The sequence below is a fragment of the Terriglobia bacterium genome (genome assembly GCA_020072565.1).
Lineage (GTDB): Bacteria > Acidobacteriota > UBA6911 > UBA6911 > UBA6911 > JAFNAG01.
Window position 1 is genome coordinate 53,213 of the sequence record JAIQGI010000031.1, and the last position, 22,712, is coordinate 75,924.

Annotated in this window: 17 protein-coding genes; 11 read left to right on the forward strand and 6 right to left on the reverse strand. The window is 59.0% G+C overall.

Features of this window, described 5'->3' with window-relative positions; translation table 11 throughout:
* Nucleotides 1-19 precede the first annotated feature (19 nt).
* Nucleotides 20-1,132 carry an RDD family protein gene (locus tag LAP85_18705; protein MBZ5498434.1) on the reverse strand — a complete coding sequence of 371 codons (1,113 nt, stop codon included), beginning with the start codon at nucleotides 1,130-1,132 and terminating at the stop codon, nucleotides 20-22.
* A 165-nt stretch (nucleotides 1,133-1,297) separates the two neighbouring features.
* Between LAP85_18705 and LAP85_18710 the strand changes: the two genes are divergently transcribed.
* The 3 genes from LAP85_18710 (at nucleotide 1,298) to LAP85_18720 (ending at nucleotide 3,145) form a co-directional block, all read left to right on the forward strand.
* Nucleotides 1,298-1,624 (forward strand): hypothetical protein, encoded by a 327-nt coding sequence (locus tag LAP85_18710; protein MBZ5498435.1) that lies wholly within the window; start codon nucleotides 1,298-1,300, stop codon nucleotides 1,622-1,624.
* Nucleotides 1,625-1,719: 95 nt separating this feature from the next.
* On the forward strand, nucleotides 1,720-2,346 hold the full coding sequence (locus LAP85_18715) for a sigma-70 family RNA polymerase sigma factor (GenBank protein ID MBZ5498436.1): 627 nt from the start codon (nucleotides 1,720-1,722) through the stop codon (nucleotides 2,344-2,346).
* 19 nt (nucleotides 2,347-2,365) lie between these two features.
* Complete coding sequence (locus tag LAP85_18720; GenBank protein MBZ5498437.1) at nucleotides 2,366-3,145, forward strand: zf-HC2 domain-containing protein; 780 nt, start codon at nucleotides 2,366-2,368, stop codon at nucleotides 3,143-3,145.
* Nucleotides 3,146-3,291: 146 nt separating this feature from the next.
* Here LAP85_18720 and LAP85_18725 read toward each other — a convergent pair whose 3' ends face one another.
* The 3 genes from LAP85_18725 to LAP85_18735 form a co-directional block, all read right to left on the reverse strand.
* Complete coding sequence (locus tag LAP85_18725) at nucleotides 3,292-5,436, reverse strand: cytochrome b/b6 domain-containing protein (protein ID MBZ5498438.1); 2,145 nt, start codon at nucleotides 5,434-5,436, stop codon at nucleotides 3,292-3,294.
* 64 nt (nucleotides 5,437-5,500) lie between these two features.
* A complete protein-coding gene (locus LAP85_18730) occupies nucleotides 5,501-8,269 on the reverse strand; it encodes a hypothetical protein (GenBank protein ID MBZ5498439.1) in 2,769 nt (922 codons plus the stop codon).
* A gap of 453 nt (nucleotides 8,270-8,722) precedes the next feature.
* Entirely contained in the window at nucleotides 8,723-9,400 is a 678-nt protein-coding gene (locus LAP85_18735; protein MBZ5498440.1) for a PilZ domain-containing protein, read from the reverse strand.
* Nucleotides 9,401-9,783: 383 nt separating this feature from the next.
* Here LAP85_18735 and LAP85_18740 point away from each other — a divergent pair, with 383 nt between their 5' ends.
* The gene (locus LAP85_18740; protein ID MBZ5498441.1) at nucleotides 9,784-10,611 is read left to right on the forward strand and encodes an rRNA pseudouridine synthase; all 828 of its coding nucleotides are present in this window, start codon (nucleotides 9,784-9,786) and stop codon (nucleotides 10,609-10,611) included.
* A 6-nt stretch (nucleotides 10,612-10,617) separates the two neighbouring features.
* Here LAP85_18740 and LAP85_18745 read toward each other — a convergent pair whose 3' ends face one another.
* Nucleotides 10,618-12,840 carry a hypothetical protein gene (locus tag LAP85_18745; protein MBZ5498442.1) on the reverse strand — a complete coding sequence of 741 codons (2,223 nt, stop codon included), beginning with the start codon at nucleotides 12,838-12,840 and terminating at the stop codon, nucleotides 10,618-10,620.
* Between the two features lie 90 nt (nucleotides 12,841-12,930).
* Nucleotides 12,931-14,787: a hypothetical protein gene (locus tag LAP85_18750; GenBank protein MBZ5498443.1), complete on the reverse strand. Its 1,857-nt coding sequence runs from the start codon at nucleotides 14,785-14,787 to the stop codon at nucleotides 12,931-12,933.
* Nucleotides 14,788-14,993: 206 nt separating this feature from the next.
* Between LAP85_18750 and LAP85_18755 the strand changes: the two genes are divergently transcribed.
* The 7 genes from LAP85_18755 to groEL all read left to right on the forward strand — a co-directional run.
* Nucleotides 14,994-15,620, forward strand: a complete 627-nt coding sequence (locus LAP85_18755; GenBank protein MBZ5498444.1) for a molybdenum cofactor guanylyltransferase — start codon at nucleotides 14,994-14,996, stop codon at nucleotides 15,618-15,620.
* Nucleotides 15,621-15,928: 308 nt separating this feature from the next.
* On the forward strand, nucleotides 15,929-19,540 hold the full coding sequence (gene smc, locus LAP85_18760) for a chromosome segregation protein SMC (protein ID MBZ5498445.1): 3,612 nt from the start codon (nucleotides 15,929-15,931) through the stop codon (nucleotides 19,538-19,540).
* 113 nt (nucleotides 19,541-19,653) lie between these two features.
* Nucleotides 19,654-20,544: a phosphoribosylaminoimidazolesuccinocarboxamide synthase gene (locus tag LAP85_18765; protein ID MBZ5498446.1), complete on the forward strand. Its 891-nt coding sequence runs from the start codon at nucleotides 19,654-19,656 to the stop codon at nucleotides 20,542-20,544.
* 458 nt (nucleotides 20,545-21,002) lie between these two features.
* Complete coding sequence (locus tag LAP85_18770; protein MBZ5498447.1) at nucleotides 21,003-21,551, forward strand: CvpA family protein; 549 nt, start codon at nucleotides 21,003-21,005, stop codon at nucleotides 21,549-21,551.
* Nucleotides 21,548-21,799 (forward strand): helix-turn-helix domain-containing protein, encoded by a 252-nt coding sequence (locus tag LAP85_18775; protein ID MBZ5498448.1) that lies wholly within the window; start codon nucleotides 21,548-21,550, stop codon nucleotides 21,797-21,799. Before LAP85_18770 ends, LAP85_18775 begins: the two co-directional genes overlap by 4 nt.
* Before the next feature lie 330 nt (nucleotides 21,800-22,129).
* Entirely contained in the window at nucleotides 22,130-22,426 is a 297-nt protein-coding gene (groES, locus tag LAP85_18780) for a co-chaperone GroES (GenBank protein ID MBZ5498449.1), read from the forward strand.
* Nucleotides 22,427-22,477: 51 nt separating this feature from the next.
* Nucleotides 22,478-22,712, forward strand: a 235-nt coding sequence (gene groEL / locus LAP85_18785) for a chaperonin GroEL (protein ID MBZ5498450.1), incomplete at its 3' end; no start/stop codon positions are given.

A 22,712-nucleotide genomic window follows, 5' to 3' on the forward strand; every position in this document is an offset into this window, starting at 1 on the left:
CGGCAAGCCTGCAACCAGGCTAGTACCACATCACTCTCACGACGCGCGTCTGAGAAAACCGGTCGTGCAGACATCTTGACTGGCGGTCCAGGCATCCCCACAAAAGGCCGACACCCAGTGCCGCAAGGCCCAAAAGGAAGGTGCAGCAGCGAACGAGAATCTGGCCGGCGCTCAGACTCCGGATCGAGGCGCCCACTACTCTCAAGTCCGTGAGCATCATGCCCACGGTCTGGCTCGCCATCCCCAGAAAGAAAAATGAGTACACGAAATAGGTCAAGAGGAACAGGAGGGCATAGTAGATCATGCTAACGCTGTCCAGCATTTCAATGCCTTCAAGAACATCCACTGAAAGGATTATCATACCCGCGCATATGGCGATGATGATGAGATCTACCAATCCGGCCAGGGTGCGCGAGAGCAGGATCAGCTTGCCCTCCCTTGGCTCGCCTGGCAGCGTTTGCGAGATTCTGATCTCGCGATCATGCTCGGGCTCGATCTTCCGATCCCGCCTGGGCTCTGGCGCCATCCTGGGTTCCGGGCCGCGCGCCGGTTCAAGCTTCGGCGCCGGCATTGGTTTGGATTCCGGTTTAGGCTCCGGCGCAACCGGCTGTTCACGCGCTGCCTGCTTAGCCACGGCGGCATCGATCAAGTTCTGAATGTCCTGCTTACGGCTGAGTTCCGCCTTCTCCACTGAAGGGCGGACTACCACATCCCCCACGGGAGGCTCCAGGGGTTTGGGTTCCGAGGCCTGAGGCTCCGGTTTTGCGGGTTCGGTTGGGGAGGTCGACAGTTGATCGGGAGGAACAGCGGCATCGGCCACGGGCGGCAAATCGCGAACCGCAATGCGCGCAGCACGCCGAGGCTTTCGGGGACCGGCCTGCCTGAGCGAAGGCGGTTCCGGTTCTTCAGCGACGGACTCCCGCGTTTCCGCAGTCTCGGCCCCGGCAGCGGCCTCGGAAGCCGCGGTACCGCCGTTGCCGGCCTCGCGTTTCAGCTTGATTTCCTGAAGACGACGCGAAAGCTCCTGGCGCCACTCTGGAAGTTCCCGGGACTCGGATCCGGCTGCATCGGGGGCCGCGCTCTCAGCGAGCGGTCGACCGGCAGCTTCCGGCTCCAAAGGTTCCCCGGACATGCCGATCCGAAAACCGCAGACCAGACAAAGTCCATCACTGTCGATCTCTGTACTGTGGCACCCGGGACAATTCATAGGCGTAAGAGAGGTATCCGGAAACGAGCGGATTATAGCACAAGGCACACAGCGAATTGTCCCCCAATCTGGTATACTGAGAAGGGATAAATGTATAAAACTTTCGGGCAGCGCATCTCAGTGCTGGGCCTTCTGGCCCTGCTTTTCGTCGGGGTGTACGGCATTGCCCGCTATTATGCGCCGGTGATCGTCGCCTATGTGGTCAAACAGGCCCTGATACAGAAGTCCCCCGAGGGTATGAATCCGAGCCTGGTTCAGGAGCGCTTCGAGGCGTTATTAGCCTCTACTCCACCAGAGGCTAAGCTTGTGAAACTAGTGACCTTATCCAGCTATCTGGAAAAAACCCAGAAGCTGACTCCCGCGGAACTGGATCGGCTTTTGGCAACCGTTGGTACAACACCAGTTACAGGCTTTTGAAGATTTTGGAAACTTTTGGGCACCAGGCGATGTCTAAATGATTGAAGAGGCACATCTGGCGCTATGGTTGAACCCATATTGTGGCGGATGGTCGCATGAATACGGGTTTTCCGGATGAATTAGTAATAGCCAGGTACGAAGATAAAAGCGTTGCGCTGGAACGGAAGGAGAGTCAGGCCCCGGTAGCCGAGGCGTTTGAGGAGATCTTCAAGCGCTACCATTCGATGGTGTTCAGCCTGACAATCCGAATTCTGGGGGATCGGGAGGAAGCCCTCGATGTCTCTCAGGAAGTGTTTTTCTCCGTGTTCCGCAAGCTGCATCGCTTTCGTGGCGAGTCTTCGCTAAAAACCTGGATCTATCGCATTGCCATCAATCGTGCCTCGAATCGTTGTCGTTGGTGGAACCGTCTCAGACGTCGCGGGACGGTATCTTTGGACGAACACTTAAGCAACGATGACAGCCGTACGCTGTCGGAGTCTTTGGAGTCGGCGGGCAATACGCCTGAGGAGGCGCTCCTGCTGCAGGAAAAACGCCTCGAGATCGAGCGTTCGCTTCAAGGACTACCGGTTCAACAACGAGTCGCAGTGATCATGAGAGATGTCGAAGGCCTGTCTTACGAAGAAATAGCTGAACTGCTACGGATTTCACTCGGAACAGTGAAATCGCGCATCGCGCGAGGACGCGAGGAGCTTAAGCGTCGTCTCAATGGAACTCTGGGATGAATACGCCGGAGGAAGGGTTATGAGATGTGAGAAGGTGCTTGGCCAGTTATCGTTGTTCCTCGATGAGATGCTCGAGGGGGATCTCGCTGCGGGCGTTGCTCAACACCTGAGAGTGTGCCCGGATTGCTGCCAGGAATTCGCTCGGTATCAAAAGCTCCAGGATGCACTCGGGAAGCTGCGGCCGACCGAGACCCCGGATTATCTTTACGACCTTGTCAATTTGAGAATCAGCCGCGCCCGACAGGAAACCTGGAGGAACAGCATTCAATCGGCCCTCGAGTATTGGTGGTCCAGAATCCGGACCACGGAGGGAATGTGGTACATCACCCGGCTGACGGGGGTGATGGCTACTGTTGTCTTTTTTATCGCGATCTCCTCTGCGATGAATCCGATTTTTCTGGGCCTGCCGAATCCGTTGCCTGGACGGGTAGAATGGACCCAGGTTCGAACCTCTGAGCAGCTGGCCAGGAATCTGCAGAGGGCTTGGGGATTTATTTCCGTCGAAGCGCAAAAACCCATCCGGTCGAGCGAACCCAGGATCAACGACCAGTACATGGCGAATTTCGCCCAGAGCGCTTCGCGCACTGCCCATGACGACACGGTCTCGGTGCTCACCTTCGTGGATCGCAGCGGAACCGCCAAGGCTCAGAACATCCTCGAATATCCCGCCGACGATTCGCTGCTCAGCGATTTCATCGACATGATCAACACTGCGGGCTGGAGGCCGGCCAGCCGCAACGGCAGGGCGGTAGACTCACCGTTGGTTCTCACCTTCAGTAAGATCATCGTCTACGATTAAGCCCAGGAGTCAGGAGCCAGATAAAAGAATTGGCTGGTTATCAAACAGAAACCGCCGCTAAACCCTAAGGTTTGGCGGCGGCTCTGTTTTTGCTGTACGGAAAAATCAAGAGCAGAACTTCTGAATCTCGAATCCTGACCCCTGCCTCATGCGGAGCGATGACCGGCCGATTCGGCTTCCTCTTCGGCGATCTCCTGCTCCATCTGCGCCGAGAGGATCTCCTCGAGTTCGCGCGGGTGCTCCTCAGCCATCTCCTCCTCAGTCAGGGTACCGGTGATGCAGGCCGTGTTGAGCGGATAGACGCTGGGATTGAAGATCACGAAATAGAAATGCCATACCAGTATGGCGAGCGTAGCGAGCCAGGCTTCGTAATAATGGACTGCCTGGGCCACATTCCAGCCCAGGAGTGTGAACAGGCCGATAAAGTAATTGTTGAACCAGAGGATGATCCCCGTCCCCCCCATGACGACCACACCCCAAATGAGCGCCCAGTACTCCGCCTTTTCGATATAGGCAAACCGCCCAAGCTGCGGCTTCGACTTTGACAGGCCAAGGTAATACTTGGCCATACCCCAAAGCTCGCGCACATCGAGCAGTTTCGGCAGCAGGTCGCGGATCAGTTGCTTGCCCCGGGAGACGCCAAATATGTAGTAGAGGTGATAGATGCTGACGCCGATCAAGACAACGCCGGCAACGCGATGCACGATGCCGCGCACGGCGAACATTCTTTCATTCCACTGCCGGACCGGGACTACCCACCAGGCGTCGGGGAACTTCAACATAAACCCGGTAATCACGAGGGTGATGAAGGAAATCGCCAGAGTGGCGTGCTGAATGCGCTCGCTCACCGACATGCGCAGGTACTGGGTTGGGCTGAAATGTTCCCCTGCGACCAGGCCGCGGCGCAGGGCGAAGCGGTGCTTCGACTTGTGGGTAAAATCGAGGAGGTTGTGCGCGATCATCCCGCCGATGATCACCAGGATGAGCCCGACATAAAACGCCCGGATCCAATAGAGGATCGGTTCGGTGGCGGGGGCGATGAGGAGGTGAACAGCGCCCCTGGTGAAGTTCTCGTTGGCGCCCTGGTGGCACTTCCCGCAAGTGGCCGGAAGGTTGGCTTTGTTGATGGTGGAAGACGGGTCTGACGAAGGCTTGATGTTATGATAGCCGTGACAACTGGCACAATTGGCCACCTGTACTACGCCCTCCTTTGAGGCCAGGCCGTGATAGCTGTCTTCGAACGACGTGAAACGCTGCGAAGCCAGTCCATACTTTTGAGTGAGCATCACGGAGTTGTGGCACTCAGCGCAGACACGGGCGGAGACATTTCTACCGGCCACGCGGGAACGTGAATCGTTGGGAGCGAAAATCTGATGCTCGCCGTGGCAGTCGGTGCAGTTGGGCGCCTCCTGATTCCCTGCCTTGAGCGCTTTCCCGTGAATGCTCTCGTAATAAGCCGTGACTACCTGGGGGTGGCACTTGCCACAGGTGTCGGGGACCTTGAACTTGCTGACGAATGACTTCGGATTGCTCCCGATTGCCATGTCGTGGGCGCCGTGGCAGCTGCTGCAGCTCGGGGCCTTCAGATCCCCCCTCGCGAGCGTTACGCCGTGAATGCTTTCCTCATATCCGCCGATGAAGCCTGCAGACAGTCCCACCTGCTGGCGCACCTGCGGGTTGTCGAGATGGCATTTCAAACAGACCGCAGGCTCTTTGGTCTTGTAGAGCACCGATTGTGGGTCCGTGATGGGGACAATGGCATGGGCCCCATGGCAGTCCACACAGGAAGGGGCCCCTTTGGCCCCGCTGGCGAGAGACGCGCCATGTGTGGAACGGGAATAACGCTCGTCTTCGTCCTGGTGGCACTTGCCGCATGTGCCGACGACATGGGCGCGATTGACCCGCGAGTCCGGGTTTTTGGGGGAAAGGATATTGTGCGTGCCGTGGCAAGCACCGCAGCCTTCCGGTCCGAGAGCCGCCCCGTGTATGCTCTTGTCATAGGTGCCGGCGTCGTGGCATGTCTGGCACTGGACCGGCTTGATGACTTTCGCATGCGGGATCCTGGCAGGATTGAATCCCTGGTGGCAGTCGACGCAACCCAGCGATTCATGAGCCGATTGCGCAAGGATGTCCTTGTCGACGTATAGCTCGACTTCTTGCCCCTTTTTCTGCTTGACCATGCCGGCCTGGCTGTGGCACGCGAGACAGTCCTCATTGGATTGGCCGAAGCTGGAGCCAGCAAGAGCCAGGAGCAGAACAGAGACCCAAAGAACGTTACAGGCCGCTTTCATAAACGCTTTTTCCACCCATTGCCGGTTATAACAACCCGGTCATCCCATGTGCCCGCGAATGGGATTACCGGTATGCAAACAACATTGCATAGACGATCCATATCACCATGCTGAATCCGAGGGCGAGCGCTCCCCAGGCGAAGAACCGGATGGTCTTGACCACGACGGGAGGATAGGGCTCGACCAGATGCTTCTCGAGTTCGCCGCTCTTCACCAGGGCCTCGTATTCGGCAGGCTTGTCGTTGCGGAATTCCTCAAGAGACATGCGCCCGGTGAAGACCACGATGTCCATGGGAAATTTCTCGGGACGCAGGTGCGTGTTGAAGAAATGGACCGTGAAGATGAAGCCGGTTGCCAGCAGCGCCTCGTCACTGTGGATGATCGTGGCCACGTTAAGAGACCAGCCGGGCAGGAACCGGGTGAAAAATTCCGGAAACCAGAGCGTCATGCCGGTTGATCCGATGACGGCGACCCCCCAGAAGACCGCAAAGTAGTCGAATTTCTCCCAGTAAGTCCACCGACCGAAGCGCGGGCGCTCACCCAACCCCACGAACCATTTGATCGAGCCGATGAACTCACCCAGATCCTTGAGGGTCGGCAGCATCGTGTCCGGTCCGAAAAGCATGCTGCGCCATGATTTGTGCTCCCGGCGCTTGCGGCGCACCAGGTCAGTAATGTGGGTGATGAAAACGCCCACCATAATGGAAGCCGCCACACGGTGAATGTAGCCGGCCGACTCGAACCCCCCGAGCATGTGCGACACCACCGATGCCCAGGCAGTGTAGGAGAACTTCAGGGTGAGACCGGTCAACGCCAGGCTCATGAAGCTCACGATCATCGTGGCGTGAAGAAGGCGATTCAGACGCGTGAAACGCAGATACTCGGTGGCCTCGGACGCTGCGTGGGCGCGGCCGTTTGCTCTGCGCATCTGCAGGGCGCGCGGCAGCCATAGCAGCGTGTGCGCTCCTCCCATCGTGAACGTGCCGATGAGCAGACCGGTCATGCCCCAGAAGGTCCAGAACAGCCAGGGGTACTTGGCCGGATCGTGGTGCGTTGCGTGCGTCAGGTAGCCGGCGAAGCGACGCGTCGCGCCCGGATGGCACTTCTGGCAGGTCGCGACCACGTTTACCCGGCTGAGATGCGAACGGGGATCCGAGACCTTCAGAATGTCGTGCGCGCCGTGACAGTCGTAGCACTTGGCAGTTTTCGTGTACCCCAGCTGCGAGACCTTCCCATGGTAGGTGTCGAAATAAGTCTTCGCAATTGCCTCATGGCACTTGCCGCACTGGCCCATGATGGTGAGTTTGAAGCCCTCGTTGTCGGTGCGGCTGATCGTGTGCGCGCTGTGGCAGTCGTTGCAGACCGGAAGCGCGGCACCGGTCTTGGTGACCTTGCGGGAGTGAACGCTGTGCTCGAACTGCTCCTGGATGCCATTGTGACATTTGCCGCATGTGGCGGGGACATTCTTCGGATTGACGCTCGAATCGGGATTGTCGTGCGGGAGCACACGATGGGCTGTGTGGCAGTTGGTACACATGGCCGTGACTACCAGACCGCTCTTCAGCAGGCCCTTGCCGTGAATGCTTTCCGTGTACCGTTCCACGATTTCCAGCTCACTCCCCGTGTAACGCACCGCCGCCTTCTGCCCCTGGCGATGGCAGCGCGCGCATAGGACCGGGACATTGGTCGGAAATGTGGCGGACGTGGGATCCCCCTTGCCGTGAACATTGTGAGTGCCGTGGCACTCCAGGCACGTGGGCGCGTTGGGATCCTTCCTGGCAAAGAGCTGTCCGTGCGTGCTCTGCTGGTACTGCTGCACCACTTCCGGGTGGCAGGAGCCGCAGTCAACCTTCTGCGTGATCGTCTCGCAGGGGCGGAGGCGCGACGGGCTGACTCCGATGTGGCACTGGCTGCAGGCCTGCTTCACGTGCATCGAATGGCTCAACTCGGAGGCATCGACGGTTAGCGGCCGCCCGTCTTTCGAGGACTTGATGCCCTTGCCTTCGTGGCAGCGGAGGCACTCCGCGTTGGCCATCCCCTGATCGTAAAATACATGCCTGACCTTGTGCGGCTGGTGGCAGTCGACGCATGCCGGAAGCACGTGTAGTTCTTTCTCCCACAGCTCCCCCTTGATCACCTTCCGATGCACCGCTTCAATCTGGGCGTGGCATTTCGTGCAGGTGGCGGCAATGTTCTTGCGGGCGATCGAGGAGCGCGAGTCGGTGAAAGGCAGAATCTGGTGCGCCGTGTGGCATGAGACGCATGTCGCCGTCACCGTAAGCCCTTTCTTGAGCAGGGCCTCGCCATGCATGCTTTCCGAGTAGTTCTCGAGAATGTTCGACTCGTGGATCTCCCGTTGACGCTGAACCAGCGTGCCTTCCTGGTGGCATTTCCCGCACACATAGGGGATGCGCCCCGGAGCGACGGCTGAGCCTGGGTCCTTCACCGGGAGTATGTCGTGATTGCCATGGCAGTCCTTGCAGCGCGGCGCCAGCGGATCACCACGCGCGACCGCTTTTCCATGGCGGGATTCGGCGTGTAGCTTCTGCTCATCGGCGTGGCAATTGCCGCAGGCAACTTTGGCCAGCTTCTCTTCGTGCGGCAATTCCTTGTTTTGCAGGTCACTGTGACAGTCGACGCAGGTGAGCGAGCCGTGGACCGACCCCGAAAACTTCTTGCCGTCCACGTATAAGGAAACTGCCTTGCCGTCGCGCTGCGTCGTCAGGTCCTTGCTGTCATGGCACATCAGGCAGTCTTCCACCTTCTGCGCGGCGGCGCAGGCAGGGAAAGACAAGACAGCCATAAACAGCCACAGGAGAGTTCTCGGTCTCATTCCAGATCTAATGCCCTTCACCCGATGGCGTCCGTTCCAGCAACATACCGGCACAAACCAGACACAAGGGGATAGGCGCCAACTTGGTAAACGGAAAATGTAAGCACGAATCAAACCACCAAGCGAGGGAATGCGCCGGGGCAGGCAACAATGGACTCGCAAGCAAACAGGTCAGACATCCATAAAGGCAACAATACCAAGCATTAAAATGTGTTATAGCACCGCATGACAACGGGCGTCTGAATCTCCCTGCATGGACAGCGCACCTGCCGACTCACGGGTGTTTCATTATTAAGCAAATAGTAGTTGTTGAGGTTCACCTATTGTCGGGTGAAAAACCCCACCATGAAGCCAATTGCAGATTGCCAAGTCAGGCGAGTCCGATCTCCGGTAAGCAATGAAACTGGGGCAATATGAGAAGCGGATTCGGAAGACCCGGTCCGGGACACTCCATCACTCTTCGAGGCGTTCCTCGCGCTGGGCGCCGAAAACGAACCGGACGACGCGCGCACGCACTGCCTCGGGGATGCGCGTAAAAGCTAATCCCACATCATATGCGGACGGTTGTGCGTCGGACTCAGTCACAGGTCGGCAGCGCACGACCCGCGCGCTCATCTCCAACGGTTGACGGTCCTCGCCCGGCAGGGTCAACTTGACCTCGAAGATGGCGCCGACGGCGATCGGCCCGGGATGACGGATGGTGAATCCTCCGGCGCTGATGTTGGTCGTTTCACTCCTGATGCGGTGGGAGCGGGTGTGCGCATCTTTGTAGCGCGCGAGCCCGACAACTCTTGCGGTCAATTCGACGGGAGCGAGTGCCCGGATTCTGACATCGTCCCGCCGTTGGATAACGCGAAGCGAGCTTGAAGGGCGGACGGCAAGGAGGGCGATCGGATCGTCGATCACGTCCAGCACTGTGGCATCGAACTCGTACACCCTCATATAGCGGCTGAATGAGATCGTCAGGACCTGATGATCGAGAACCGGGATGCGCTCTCCCGCTTCGGTGGGCCAGCTGATGAGAAGCTCGTCTGCAGTAATCTCCTCGACGCGGCTCTCACAGTTGGAATACGAGCCGGAGGCGGCTGTCTTCACCTGAATCGGATCGTTCACTTCGAGAGGCAGGATCATAACCGATGCTGTCCGTCTTCAGACAATCGAAAAAGGTCTGCCGCACCGATGCGGAGCGGTCATGCGACCCTGCCCCGGTCCTGTGCGGCGCTGCTCGTGTTTCCCCTCGTCCCGGCGATCACATGGAGCGATGGGGCGTTCCCCTTTTTGTCCCGTCCCATATTGATCGTCACCTGGCGGCAGGGCATCTCGATATTCTTTTCGTCAAATTCCTTCTTCAACCTGCGATTGAATTCGCGCGCGACGCTCCATCGCTTGAGTGAAGTGCAGTGCAATTGTGGCGAGGAGTGCAGTGCAGATCAATACTCTTCTGCTTGATGTCGTGCCTGACCCCCGACTCCCGGCTGCAAATTCGCCTGGAGGTTATGGCCGCTGTGTGATACATGCAAGACATGAAGATGAAAAGTGCGATGACTCTCGACCGGGTGCTGTCGCGCTTCGGCCTCGCTTCGCGCGCGATGGCAGGCGAGTGGATTCGCACCGGCCGTGTGAAGGTCAATGGCCGTGTAGTGCGGGATCCCGATGTCTGGGTGCGCCCTGAGGAGGACTCATTCCATCTTGACGGCAAGAGAGTGAAACAGGCGCGCAAGCTCTACCTGCTCTTCTATAAGCCCAAGGGCGTCATCACGAGCCACGGCGATCCCGGCGCGCGCAACACGGTCTACGACTGCCTCGACAAAAGCTTGCCCTGGGTGACGCCGGTGGGGCGTCTCGACAGGGATACGTCCGGACTTCTCCTGCTGACGAATGACACTGACTTTGCCAACTTCATCTCCGATCCCGCCTCAGGAACCGCGAAGACTTACCTGGTCAAGTTGAACGGCATCATCAGCGACGAGACGATCGCGGCGTTCTCCTCCGGAGTGCGCATGAAAAAAGGCGATTGGGCCCGGCCGCGTTCGGTGCGGCGCGTGGTTGACCGAGGCAAGTACAGCCGGCTGGAAGTAGTGCTCCAGGAAGGGAAAAACCGGGAAGTCCGGCGCATGATGGAAGCCGTGGGATTCAAGGTTCTGAAACTGGTGCGGACAGGCATCGGTCCGCTTACCCTCGAAGGTCTGGAAATCGGTAAGTATCGTTCGTTGACCCGGGCTGAAGTGGCTGCCCTGAGGCAGCCAGGAATCAGGAGACAGGAGTCGGGAGATAGAAACAAAAGCGAGCATGAAAATCAACAGGCGTGTCAGGAGAGCGATCCCGGAACCTCTTCGTCCTGACTCTTCTTACTGAATCTTCACCACTAGCTTCGTGGTGCCGGTATTGCCGTTGGCGTCGCTCGCGCGCAGTCCGATCAGGTGTTCGCCCGGGGTGAGATCCGGGGTGGTCAATTGAAAGTCCTCCTCCACGGAATCCGCAATCCCATCGGTCGGAAAGACCAGGAACCATTCGCCGCCGTCAATCGAGAATTCACCGCTGGCGATGTGGCCGGCGCCAATTTTGGCGTGAAACAGGATCTCCACCCGTTTGCCGCTGATGGTATGGCTTGTGATCGTGATGGTCGGGGTCGCATTGCTGATCACGAAAGGTTTGGAGACGAGCTCACCGATCAGAGCCTTGCCGTATGGATTTGAAGGGGCGTCGCTCGCCACCACCTTCAGCCGGTAAAGGCCATCGGGGAGAGCGGTGCCGTCGAGTGTGTAGTAAGTGTCCGTCAGATCCTTCGCCAGCAGCTTCCAGTCCGATTCCCCTTCCCCTTTGAAATAGATGGAATATTCGAGGGCATCGTCGTTGTCATCCGTCCCCTTCCAGGTGAAAGACTGGGCCCCGGGCTGCAGGATCTGGCGCGGCGGCAGCGGAGTGGACTCCTTCCCGCGCAGTCGCGGTGAGTTCAGCGACTGGCCGTCGCTGCTGGTAGCGGCCGTGCCGAGGGTCATCGTTCCCCCGGTCAGCACCGGAGGCTTTTGCAGCGCGACGCCCGAGGTCAGAACGCTGATGCTGACGACCTGGGGCCGCAGGTTTTCCTGGAGGTACGGGATCTGGATCCGCTCAAGGCAATCGTTTCCCGCAGCCATCGATCCCCGCTCAAAGTCGGCGCGCCACTGCAGGTAGCGCGCTTTGGGATTGGTGATCTGCTGCCCGGAAGCCGAATAAGGCGCGCTCCACTCGCTCCAGGAGCTGTCAGGCTTTTCGGTGTTGCCCGTTCGGGTCGAGATCTTAACGCTCCCTCCGGATGGATTGGTGAAACGCCAGGCGATCTTCCCCCAGGATGCCACAACCTTTGCATCCATGACCCGCGATTCGAACCTGCCGCTCTGCGCCTGCTGGGACTGCAGTCGGTAGACCTTTCCCTGATTGCTCCCGGAAACGAAAGCCACATCGCCCGCCGCCACCAGCCGTGTCATTTGTTCCTCGGGAGAATCCGTCACCACGGTGACCTGTTTGGCCGTGTCGATCGACAAGAGTCGTCCCTTGCCGCCGGTCGCTGCCAGCAGGGTGTCGTCGCTTCGAACCAGGAGGTCGTAAACCATGCGGTCTTCGGAGCTGTAAACGGTCTCGGCACTGCCACCCTTTGAGATCGCAAAAATCGATGACTTCGAGCCATCCGCGTCTTTGCCACCGCCGGGCGCAGTCACGGAGGCCATGGTTTCCTTCGACCTGTCGGCAAGGTTGGCCAGGGCTTGAATCGAAGCCACGGGCAAAGCCGCGCCGGTCGCCGGTATGGATGCGCCCGAACTTCCCGTCTTGGGGCCAGCCTTCGAACTGGCGGCTGCGGCATAGATGGTGCCGAACCGATCCACGGCCAGCGCGCGAATTTCTTCCTGGGGTGTGTCCAACAGGGTGAATCCCTTGCCTTGAGCGTTGATTTCGATGATCAGGCCGCCCGGGGACGTGCCCGCCAGCAGGTTGCCGTTGCTTTCGCGCATCAGGCACATGACGTTGGTGTCATCCGGCTTGTAGAAAGCCGACTTCTCGCCGCTGCGGCTGACCTTGTGGATCGCACCCTTACCGCCGGTCCCGACATAGAGGCTGCCGGCATCGTCGCAGAGGAGCGCCCAGATGTATTTATCTTCCGGATTGCAGAACTCCGTCGACTGATTCGGGCCTGTGACCTTGTAAACCTTGCCGTCCGGGGAGGTGCCGACATAAAGGGTGCCGGCGGAATCAAGCGCCAGGGCAAACACATCCAGCTCCTTTGACTGGAAGTACAGGCTTCCTTTGCCCTGCGGATCGACCTTGAAGACCTTCCCCTCGTGGCCGGTCCCGAGATAGAGGTTCCCTGCCTTGTCGCGTACCATGGAAAAAATATAGGGCTGGCTTGTGTCGAAAAACATGTCGTACGCCGGCGCCAGGAATAGCTTGCTTTCCGGACCCAGGGAGACGCGTGTCAGCGTTCCTTTCAGCAGGTCGTCCTGGGTGAAATTCTCCCAGAACTGCGGCGTGACCGCCGACAGGGCGCAGGAGAATGCCAGCAGGGATATCAGAAAGATCAGGCCTCGGTATCGCATCAGTGGCTCCGATTGTCAAAGTCCGGGAGACCCCCATGCCGGGTCCGGAGAGCAGATTCAAGGCCGGCAGCAGCCGAGGGCATCTCCCGGTTACGGTTTGATCACGAGGTTCAGCAGCTTCGACCCGGAAATGACATAGTTGCTGGGGGGGAATTCGTACTCCAGCAAAGGAAGCGTCTGCAGCGGGCTCATGCTGCCGGTGTTGCGTTCAGATCTGAGAATCGAGAGGATGGACGGAGGCAAGCCCGGAAGGCCTTCGCCGTTGATCACTGCCCCCGCCTCGCGCCTGAACATGCGCAGATAAAGACGGTCGTTTTTGCGCAGGTTATTGATGAACTTGATCACCTGCGTCAGGTCGCGCGGTATCAAATCCTCGCCCTGCTCGCGTGCATCCATTTCCATGATCGTAGTACCGTCGGCCACGAACACCGAAAGCGGGCCCGGGGTGATCCCGACAGGTACTTTCACGGGATATGAGTCCTTGATGACCTCTCCGTTCGCTCTCTGGCAGACCACTTCGAGATTGAAGAACTCCCCCGCCTTGAGCTCTGAGCGATCCATCCTGAGTGAGTCCAGCACCGCGGCCCGGTCGTCCTCCACAGCCGAGATGTCCAGATCGATGTTTTCGAACTGCAGGTTTTTGTAGCCCGACGCCAAGAGGAAGTTCACGGGCGCCGCAATCGACATTGCGGCGTTGGCAGACGAGCTACTGTCGGATGAAAAGCGGTTCTCGAGTTCGATCGGCTGCTCCCCTTTCAGGCTGATCATGCCCTTTATCCTGATCGTGGAAACCCCCATGGCTCTTTCGGTCGAATTGACGGTCTCGAATATCGTCAGATTGAGCAGAAGAGGCGTGAGCAGGCGATCCTGGACGATCTCATAGTTCCAGGTCTTCTTGACGCCCCGGCTCGTGGCTATGCGGATGCTCATCGGAATCGTCTTGGTCTGCTCGCCCAGAAGGCCATAGACCCCCAGGCTCCGATCCTGCAGGAGCGTGCCGACAGGATCAGTGGTCTCAAGAATCTTGAAGGAACTCTGCAGACTGGGAAAAACTGTAATGACCTTTCCTTTGTACATCGGCAGCTGGCTGAAGCCGAGATTGAAGAGCGGGTGACCAAAGGCATAGAGCTTCTTGCCGTCGATGTAGGTGACCGTGCCTCCCGCGGAAACATCGAAGTCACCGTGAACCAGCGGGATGACGAGATTGGAACCCGGCTCGAGAGACGCACTGTCGGATGCCGGAGATTGCTGAGCAGAACCGCCCGCCTGCAAGGTTGCGCCTCCGGATCCCTGCAAGACTGAAAGCCCGAACGCGCGGAATTGAGGCGCAAACGTCCGCAATGTCTCGGCACTGAATCCGCCCAGGCTGAGCGGGGTTGCGATCGGAAGCAACGCATGCCCGGCAAAGGGCGTCAGAGCGGGCTGGGATCTTGCGTCCAGCGGCGTAACCTCCAGCTCCGGCACAGAACTCTGCCATTCAGGCGCCGGCAATTGGTACTTCCAAAGCATGCTCTTTTTGAGAATGACCTTGAGCCCCGAGGGGCTGACATCCGGCGCTCCTGTAAATGCACCCACCATCTGGGTGATCGGCGTGATTCCGGCGACGGCCTCCTTGGCAAACGGGAAAGAAAAAGCGACCGCCCCCAAAAGCTTCCCGTCAATAAAAACGGGGCTGCCGCTCATCCCTTCGAAAACTCCGGTCTGCAGCAGTGGGCCGCCCGTCAAGCGCGCGAGTACGGCATCCCCGCCGGGACTCATGTGGCGCATGACGCCAAGGATCTCGACCTGAAATTCCTCCGGCCTGCTGCCCTGGTAACAGGTCTTGCCGATCCCCTTCATTCCGGGACGCAGATCCTCGATGCGAAAAAATCCAGTTTGGGCCCAGACATTGCCGGGCAGCGGCAGCGAGAGAATGATGACTGCCGCCAGAACCCATTTTTTTGTCATTGCGAGAAGCACCTTTCCGAGGGAACTTCGCGGAAATCGTACCGACAATAATGACGTCTAAGTATAGAACCCGTCTTTGAACACGGTCAAGTCGGCCAAAGAATGAATTACGCATTACGACTGCGGAATGAGGAAATGGCGTTCGTCACCGACAATCGTCACGCCTCATTGATCTCGATGCCCTTCCCCTGATACTGTGACTGCTCATGAATGGTTCCAATATGTACCCAGGGGGCGGCTTGTACCCGGATCTGGCGGCCGTGCTGCTTGCAGGGGGGCAGAGTTGCCGGATGGGTTTCGACAAAGCATTCCTGCGCGTGGGAGGAAAATCCGTTGCTCAACTTCTTGCGGCCCGCTTGCGCACCCTCACCGACCAGGTGCTCCTGTCTGCCAACGATCCATCGGCCTACACCCCCCTCGGTCTGCCGATAGTCCTGGACATTTACGCCGGCAGCGGCCCCATGGCAGGACTGCATGCAGCAATGCTTCATAGTCAGCGCCCCCTGATGCTCGTTCTTGCCTGCGATCTTCCCCGTGTTTCCGCAGTTCTTCTCCGTAATATCATTGAAAGTTCTCCCGGTTTTGACGCTGTCATTCCTATTACACCCGACGGTGGTCTTCATCCGGTTTGCGCCGTTTACCGCCGCACCTGCCTGCCGGTTGTCGAACGCAACCTGCGCTCCGGCATGCATCGCATGGTCAGCCTGCTCGACGAACCAGGCCTGCGCGTCCGGCAGTTGACAGCAGCGGAGGGAGGCTTTTCCGACACGGACCTGCTTGACCTGAATTCCCCGGATGATTACGAAGAATTTCGTCGGATGTCCAAATCTTAGGATTCACTATATATAGTATCTGTATTACGGAATGACCCATTATGTTGCGATTTTTCGTTTGCTCGGGATCATCCCTGTGCTATATTTGACCCGTAGTTCGAGCCGTTGAGTCGGGGTGCCGGGCAGTACGGTTTTGAAGAAGGAGCGGGAGCCGGAGAAGTTATAGATTTTAAAGCTATTCCGGCTGGTTCTTCCCGCGGTTTTGGTTCTTTCTGCGTCGAGGTGATTTCCGGCACCCCGACTGGCAGGATTACGCACCCATCCCCCTGAGGTCCGGACCAACCAGTCACGAGTTGCGGGGTTCGCGCATGCATCAAATCCAGAAACTGGAAATCGTTGGATTCAAGTCTTTTTGCGACCGCACCCAGATCGTCTTCCATGAGGGCTGCACGGCAATCGTCGGCCCCAACGGCTGCGGCAAGAGTAATATCGCCGATGCCATCAGCTGGGTGGTAGGGGAACAGAGCGCCAAGAGCCTGCGCACGGATCGCATGGAAGGCGTGATTTTCAACGGAACACAGGCCCGCAAAGCTACCAACTTCTCCGAAGTGGTCCTCTCCTTGAGTTTGAAAGCAAGTCCCAACCTGCCGGAGGGATTCAAGCTGGATCTCAATCCCGAAGGATTCACGGTGGGGCGGCGGCTCTATCGTTCAGGCGAGAGCGAGTACTATCTGGACGGGCGGCGCTGCCGTCTGAAAGATATCCAGGCCTTGTTCGAAGGAACCGGCCTGGGGCCAAACTCCTATGCACTCATCGAGCAGGGCAGAATCGGCCAGATCCTGAGCTCCAAGCCAGCCGACCGGCGTGCCCTGATTGAAGAGGCGGCGCGCATCACCCTGTTCAAGAGCCGTCGCTATTCGGCCGAGATGAAACTCGAGCTGGCCCAACAGAATCTGCTGCGCGTCAACGACATCGTCCATGAAGTAACCCGCAACCTCAACTCGCTCCGCCGTCAGGCCGCCAAGGCGCGCCGTTACAACCGCCTGCGCGAGGAGTTGCGCAACCTGCACAAGTTGAAGCTGGGGATGGAGCAGCGCGACCTGCAGACCCGGCTGGAGCAGAGCACGGTCCGGTTCGCTGCCGCGCAAGAACAGGAACGGGCGATCCTGTCGTCACTGGCGCAAGTGGAGGAATCCCGGACCGCCGGCCAGGAACTTTGCCGGGCCCAGGACGAGCGGCTCAATGAGACGCGGGACCAACTCGCCGGTCTTCGGGTCGAAGCCGGCAACGCCGCAGGTCGCAGGCAAAGCCAGGAAACCCAGAGTAGAAGCCTGGCGGAGCGCGTGAACGAACTTGATCGTGAACTGGGGGCCATCGCGGAGCGCGGGCAACTGGTCGAGCGAGAGCAGGAACGTCTCGCTCAAGCTTCAGCGGGGCTGACGTCCGAGATCGCAAGCGAACAGGAGGTTCTCGAAAGCGAGCAGGCGCGGAGTGAGGTGCTCCAGGAAGCCATGCGCGCCACCGAAGCGAGAATCGAAGAAACGCGCACCTTCCTTTTGAATCGTGCCGGAAAGCTGGCCGACCTGAAAAACCAGCACGCGCGCTGTGATGAGAACCTCAAGCGCATCGCCGCCAGGGTGGACCGGATTCAAGCGGAGCAGGAAGTGGAGGCAGGCGATCGCTCTCGCCAGCAGGATCAGCTGGCCGGAGTGCAGAAGGGATTCGAAGCGAACACAGCCCGGCTGAAGGAAATCTCCGACCAGCAGGCGGCACTGGAGATCCGGTCCGATCAGGTCACGAAGCGACTCGATAGCGTATCCGCGGAACTTGCGGGACGGCAGGAAGAGTACAGCATCATGCAGCACCGCTACACCTCGCTGGAGGAGGTGGAACGCCGGCGCACCAACTACTCCGAAGGAGTCCAGAAGTTTCTCTCCACTCAAGTCCCGGGGGAGCAGGTATGCGCCGCACAGACCCTGGCCGACCTCCTCGAAACCGACCCGGCCTATGAGGCCGCGGTCGAGGATTATCTGAACGACCCGCTCCAGTATATCGTGGTGGGCCGCCTGGAAGACGCCGTCCAGAGCGTGGAGCGCGTCAAGCGCATCGGAGCCGGCAAGTGCACGTTCATGACGCTCCGCAATGGCCACACACACCACCAGGCGGCGGCGCGTCCGCGGCTGGCCGGCGATGGCGTCGTGGGCTACCTCGACGAACTGTTGCGCATGCGCGAGGATGTGAGAGAGGCATTCGAGCGCGCCCTTCCTGACTTCGCCTCCACGGTCATGGTATCCGATCTGCCGACCGCATTTAAGGTGGCGGAAACTCATGCGGACACCAATTTCCTGACCCTGAACGGCGAGGCCTATTCGCCGAAGGGCACGCTTTCTGCGGTCGGAGAGAGGAAAGCGATGGCCGGCTTTCTCGCGCTCAAGCGCGAGAAGCGCGAGCTGGAACGGAACCTGGCGTCGCTGCGCGCCAGGATCGACAGGACCCGCGCGGAGGTGGCCGTCCTCAAAACCGATCAGGCTTCGGTTGCCGAGAACCTCAAGTCTCTGGGGGTCGAGGCACGCAAGCTGGACATCGAGAAGGTTGTCCTCCATCACCAGATCGAGCGCCTCGAGGGCGAATTGAAAAAGCTCGAGCAGTCCGAGAACGTGGCTGCCCTCGAGCTGTCCCAACTCCGTGCCGAGAGATCCGAACTCGAAGCGCGGCGCGCCGAGGCCGCCGCAGGCATAGAAGAGATCGAGCAGCGCAGCCGCGTAAGCAGTGAAGAGCTGCAGGAGTTGAGCGGTCGGCTCGAGTCGCTCAAGTCCGAGAACTCGGCCCTGTCCAAGGTCCTCGCCAGCCTGGCTTCGGCGCATGCCGTAAAACAGGAACGCCTGTCCGGCATCGAGGCGGAGCTGCAACGCCTCGCGCGGGAAGCGGAGGACGTGCGCCGGCGCACGGGGGCCAATCATGAGGAAAAGGCACAGGCGGTTGCGGGACTCGTCGAGCTCGAGCGGGCGCGCGCCCAAACCGAGGCACAGATAGCCGAATTGACACGGCAGACCGGTGAAGCCGAAACGACGCTGTCGGAACGCCAGAAGGAATTATCCGTGCAGCGCGATGTTCTTGCCGCTCTCGAGGAGCGACTTCGCGGTCTGCATGCGGAGCGCGAGAAAGCGATGGGAGTGCGCGGCGCCATCGAGATCGAAAAGACGCGCATCGAGAGCGATCTCGAGCACCTGAGGCGGAATTGCGAGGAGGAGTTCCATCTGCCGCTCGAGGAAATCCTCACTGAGATCGAGGAATCCGACTGGCAGCGCGACCATGCCGAGGTGATCCAATCTTTCGAAACGCTGCGCGAGCGCATCGAGAGCTTCGGCCCCATCAACATGAGAGCCCTGGAGGAGTACCAGGAGCTCGAGGAACGGTACCAGTTCCTGAGCAGCCAGCGGGCAGACATCGAACAGTCCATCGCCGACACCCAGAGAGCGATCGCAGAGATCAACCGCCGCTCCGTCGAGCAGTTCCAGGATGCGTTCAAGAACATCCGGGAGAATTTCATCGAGGTCTTCCAGATCCTCTTCAAAGGCGGGCAGTGCGACCTCCGGCTGCTCGACGAGGGCGATCTGCTCGAGAGCGGCGTCGATATCGTGGCGCAGCCGCCGGGAAAGAGATTGCAGAACGTGCTCCTGCTCTCCGGCGGCGAGAAGGCCCTCACGGCCCTGGCCCTGCTGATTGCGATTTTCCGCTACCGGCCGAGCCCGTTCTGCGTTCTCGACGAGGTGGATGCGCCGCTCGACGATGCCAACGTGATGCGCTTCACCGAGCTGATCTCAACCTTGAGCAAGGAGACGCAGTTCCTTATCATCACCCACAATAAGAAAACGATGGAAATCGCCCAGACCCTCTACGGCGTGACCATGGAAGAGCCGGGCGTGTCCAAGATCGTGAGCGTGGATTTCCGCACTCACGAGGAGGCGCTCGCCAGCTAGCCCGATTTTGGATTTTGGATTGCGGATTTTGGGAAGTGGATTTTTGCGCCTGCCGGATGTGCGCACCTGACTGGAATCCAAAATCCGCAATCCAAAATCCAAAATGAGGTTTTATGAGGGATGTTTGTGTCCAGACTGATCTGAAGGGGCTGCGGCTTTTCCGCCGGGGCAAGGTGCGCGACGTCTACGAGGTCGGAGACCAGCTCATCATGATCGCCACGGACCGGGTTTCCGCTTTCGACGTGGTGCTGCCCACACCCATTCCGATGAAGGGGGCGGTCCTGACCCAGCTTTCGCGCTTCTGGTTCGGGATGATGGAGGACATTGTCCCCAATCATCTGATCACCACCGAGGTCGCCGAATTCCCCGAGGTGCTGCGGCCGTATCGTGACCTCCTGCGCCTGCGCAGCATGCTGGTGGTCAAGGCGGAGATCTTTCCGATCGAATGCGTGGCGCGCGGGTACATCGCCGGATCCGGCTGGAAGGAGTATCGGGAGCACGGCGCGGTCTGCGGCATCCGGTTGCCCCGCGGACTGCGCGAGTGCGATCGCCTGCCGGAGCCCATTTTCACCCCCGCGACCAAAGCGGAGACCGGCCACGACCTCAATATCTCATTTGAGGACATGGCGGGAATCGTCGGCATTGAGTTCGCCGGCCGGCTGCGCGACCTCACCTTCAAGATCTATCGCCGCGCCGCCGATTACGCCCTCCGGAAAGGAATTATCATCGCAGACGTGAAGTTCGAGTTCGGCCTCCACAACGGGCGCATCCTCGTGTGCGACGAGATCCTGACCCCGGATGCCTCGCGTTTCTGGCCGCGGGCAAGCTACAAACCGGGGGGACCTCAGCCTTCGTTCGACAAGCAATACGTGCGCGACTACCTGGAACAGATCCGCTTCAACAAGCAGCCCCCGGGACCCGAACTCCCGGAGCCGGTCGCCAAGGCGACCAGCGAGAAATATCTGGAGGCGTACCGGCTTCTGACCGGATCCAGCCTGATCTGAGATCCCGAGTCCCTGCTGCAAAGCCCCATGGCCGTGCGCGGGTTTTGCGCCCCTCCCTTCCGTGACCGTCGAGTCTGATCCGCATGGTCACATGGTGCGGCTCAGGCATCCGGATTGCGCCCGGCAAGGAATTGAGAGCGGGGCCACTGCCCGCACCGTAATACCGAAGCCGCCGCCGTGATCCCGAATTTGTCTTCGGGATTGAAGAAAAAATCTGAAGGTCAATCCCCTTCCCAAATCTCAAATCCAAAATCCAAAATTGAATTGATTCGCAGGTGCCTGATCCTATAAGGTGAATACCTGCTCAGCCCGGCGCTATAGATCGGGCCTCACTTCCGTCCTTCCCGTCTGCTCGGGGGTGACGGTCGCTGCGGGTCGGGCCCAGGATCGACCCTCAGAGCCGGGTCGCGCATGCAAGCCTGGTTGCAGTTCGCCTGGCTTGATTGGGGCAATGTGACATGCACTGGAATCAGTGGACGCTCATGGACGTTGTCTTCATCGCCATCATTCTGGTGTCGACGGGCTTCGCCGTAAGGAAGGGCCTGGCGCGCGAAGTGATCAGCCTGGTGGCGCTGTTCGGCGGCTTCATCCTGGCCGCTTGCTATTACCCGGCTGTGGCCCGCTGGTTTCTGGATGTGACGCGGACGGAGGCCATCGCCAATCTGATCGGTTTTCTGGCCATCTTTTTAGCCTCCTTGCTGATAGGAGCAGTAGCGGCATTCCTGGTGAACCGATTCATCAAAATGGCCTCTCTCGAATGGATCGATCGCCTGATGGGAGCAGTGTTCGGCTTTCTCAGGGGTTGGGCGGTAGCGTCCATCGTGGCCCTTGCCCTCATCGCTTTCCCGCTACGTCAGAACACTCTGGCACGATCCGTATTCGCCCCATATCTGTTGGCAGGAGCTCGTGCTGCAGTTTTGCTTGTGCCGCAACAATTGAAGCTCAAATTCAACGAAGAATACCAGAAGATCTTGCAGACCTGGAACCACAACAGGAGTTCGGTATGAGCCAAGCTACGGCGAAACTCCAGCCCCGCCTCAAGGATCGCCTGGAAAGCATCTGCGTTGAGATGATCGACAAGGGGATTCTCTATACCGAGGCGGTCGAGCAGTTCGAGAATTGCTTCATTGCGGAGATTGTAAGACGCAACGAAGGCCATCTCATGCGGGCTGCCGAGCGTCTGGGCATTCACCGCAATACCCTGGCCAAGAGGCTGATGCGCTATAAGGCAAAGAGCATGCGCAAAGCCGGGTAGCCCGACAGCTCCACGCAGGGCACCTGAGACCGTCAAAATCCACGCCGGCCAAACCATTGATTCCATATTTGCGGAATTGGCGATGAAATCCCTGGAGCGACAGCTTGCTGCCGCTTTAGGGTGAAGCATCGAGACATAAAATCAAGGAAGGCGCAGGCAAGGTGTCGCGCTGCAAGCACTTCCTCCCAAGTTCACCGCCAATCGGGCGGCCGCAGCCATTGACTAAGCTCAAAGCCGATCATATAGTGTTAGCACTCGCTTCAAGCGAGTGCTAACCTATCAGATTAAACAACTGGCAAATCACGATATATGGAAAAGGAGATGGAATTAATGAAAGTCAGGCCCTTGCACGATCGGGTGCTTCTAAAGAGGATTGAAGAAAAGGAAGTGATCAAAGGAGGAATCATCATACCGGACACGGCGAAAGAGAAGCCGATGGAAGGCGAGGTGATCGCAGTGGGACCGGGGAAAATGCTGGATGACGGCAAGCGGTCGCCCATGGACGTGAAGCCGGGCGATCGGATTTTGTTCGGAAAGTACGCCGGATCCGAAATCAAGATCGATGACCAGGACTATGTCATCATGCGCGAGGAGGAGATCCTTGCGGTACTCACCAAGGGTAAGTAGTCGAGCTGCCAAACTGAATGAAACCAAGGAAAGAAAAGGAGTAAGGAACTGATGGCTAAAGAGATCGTGCACGGTGAGAAATCGCGCCAGGCTCTGCTGAGCGGCGTGAATCAGCTGGCGGACGCCGTAAAGATCACGCTGGGGCCAAGGGGCCGGAACGTGGTACTGGACAAGAAATTCGGATCCCCCGTGATCACGAAGGACGGGGTGACGGTCGCCAAAGAGATCGAGCTGAAGGAAGGCTTCGAGAACATGGGCGCGCAGATGGTGCGTGAGGTCGCGTCGA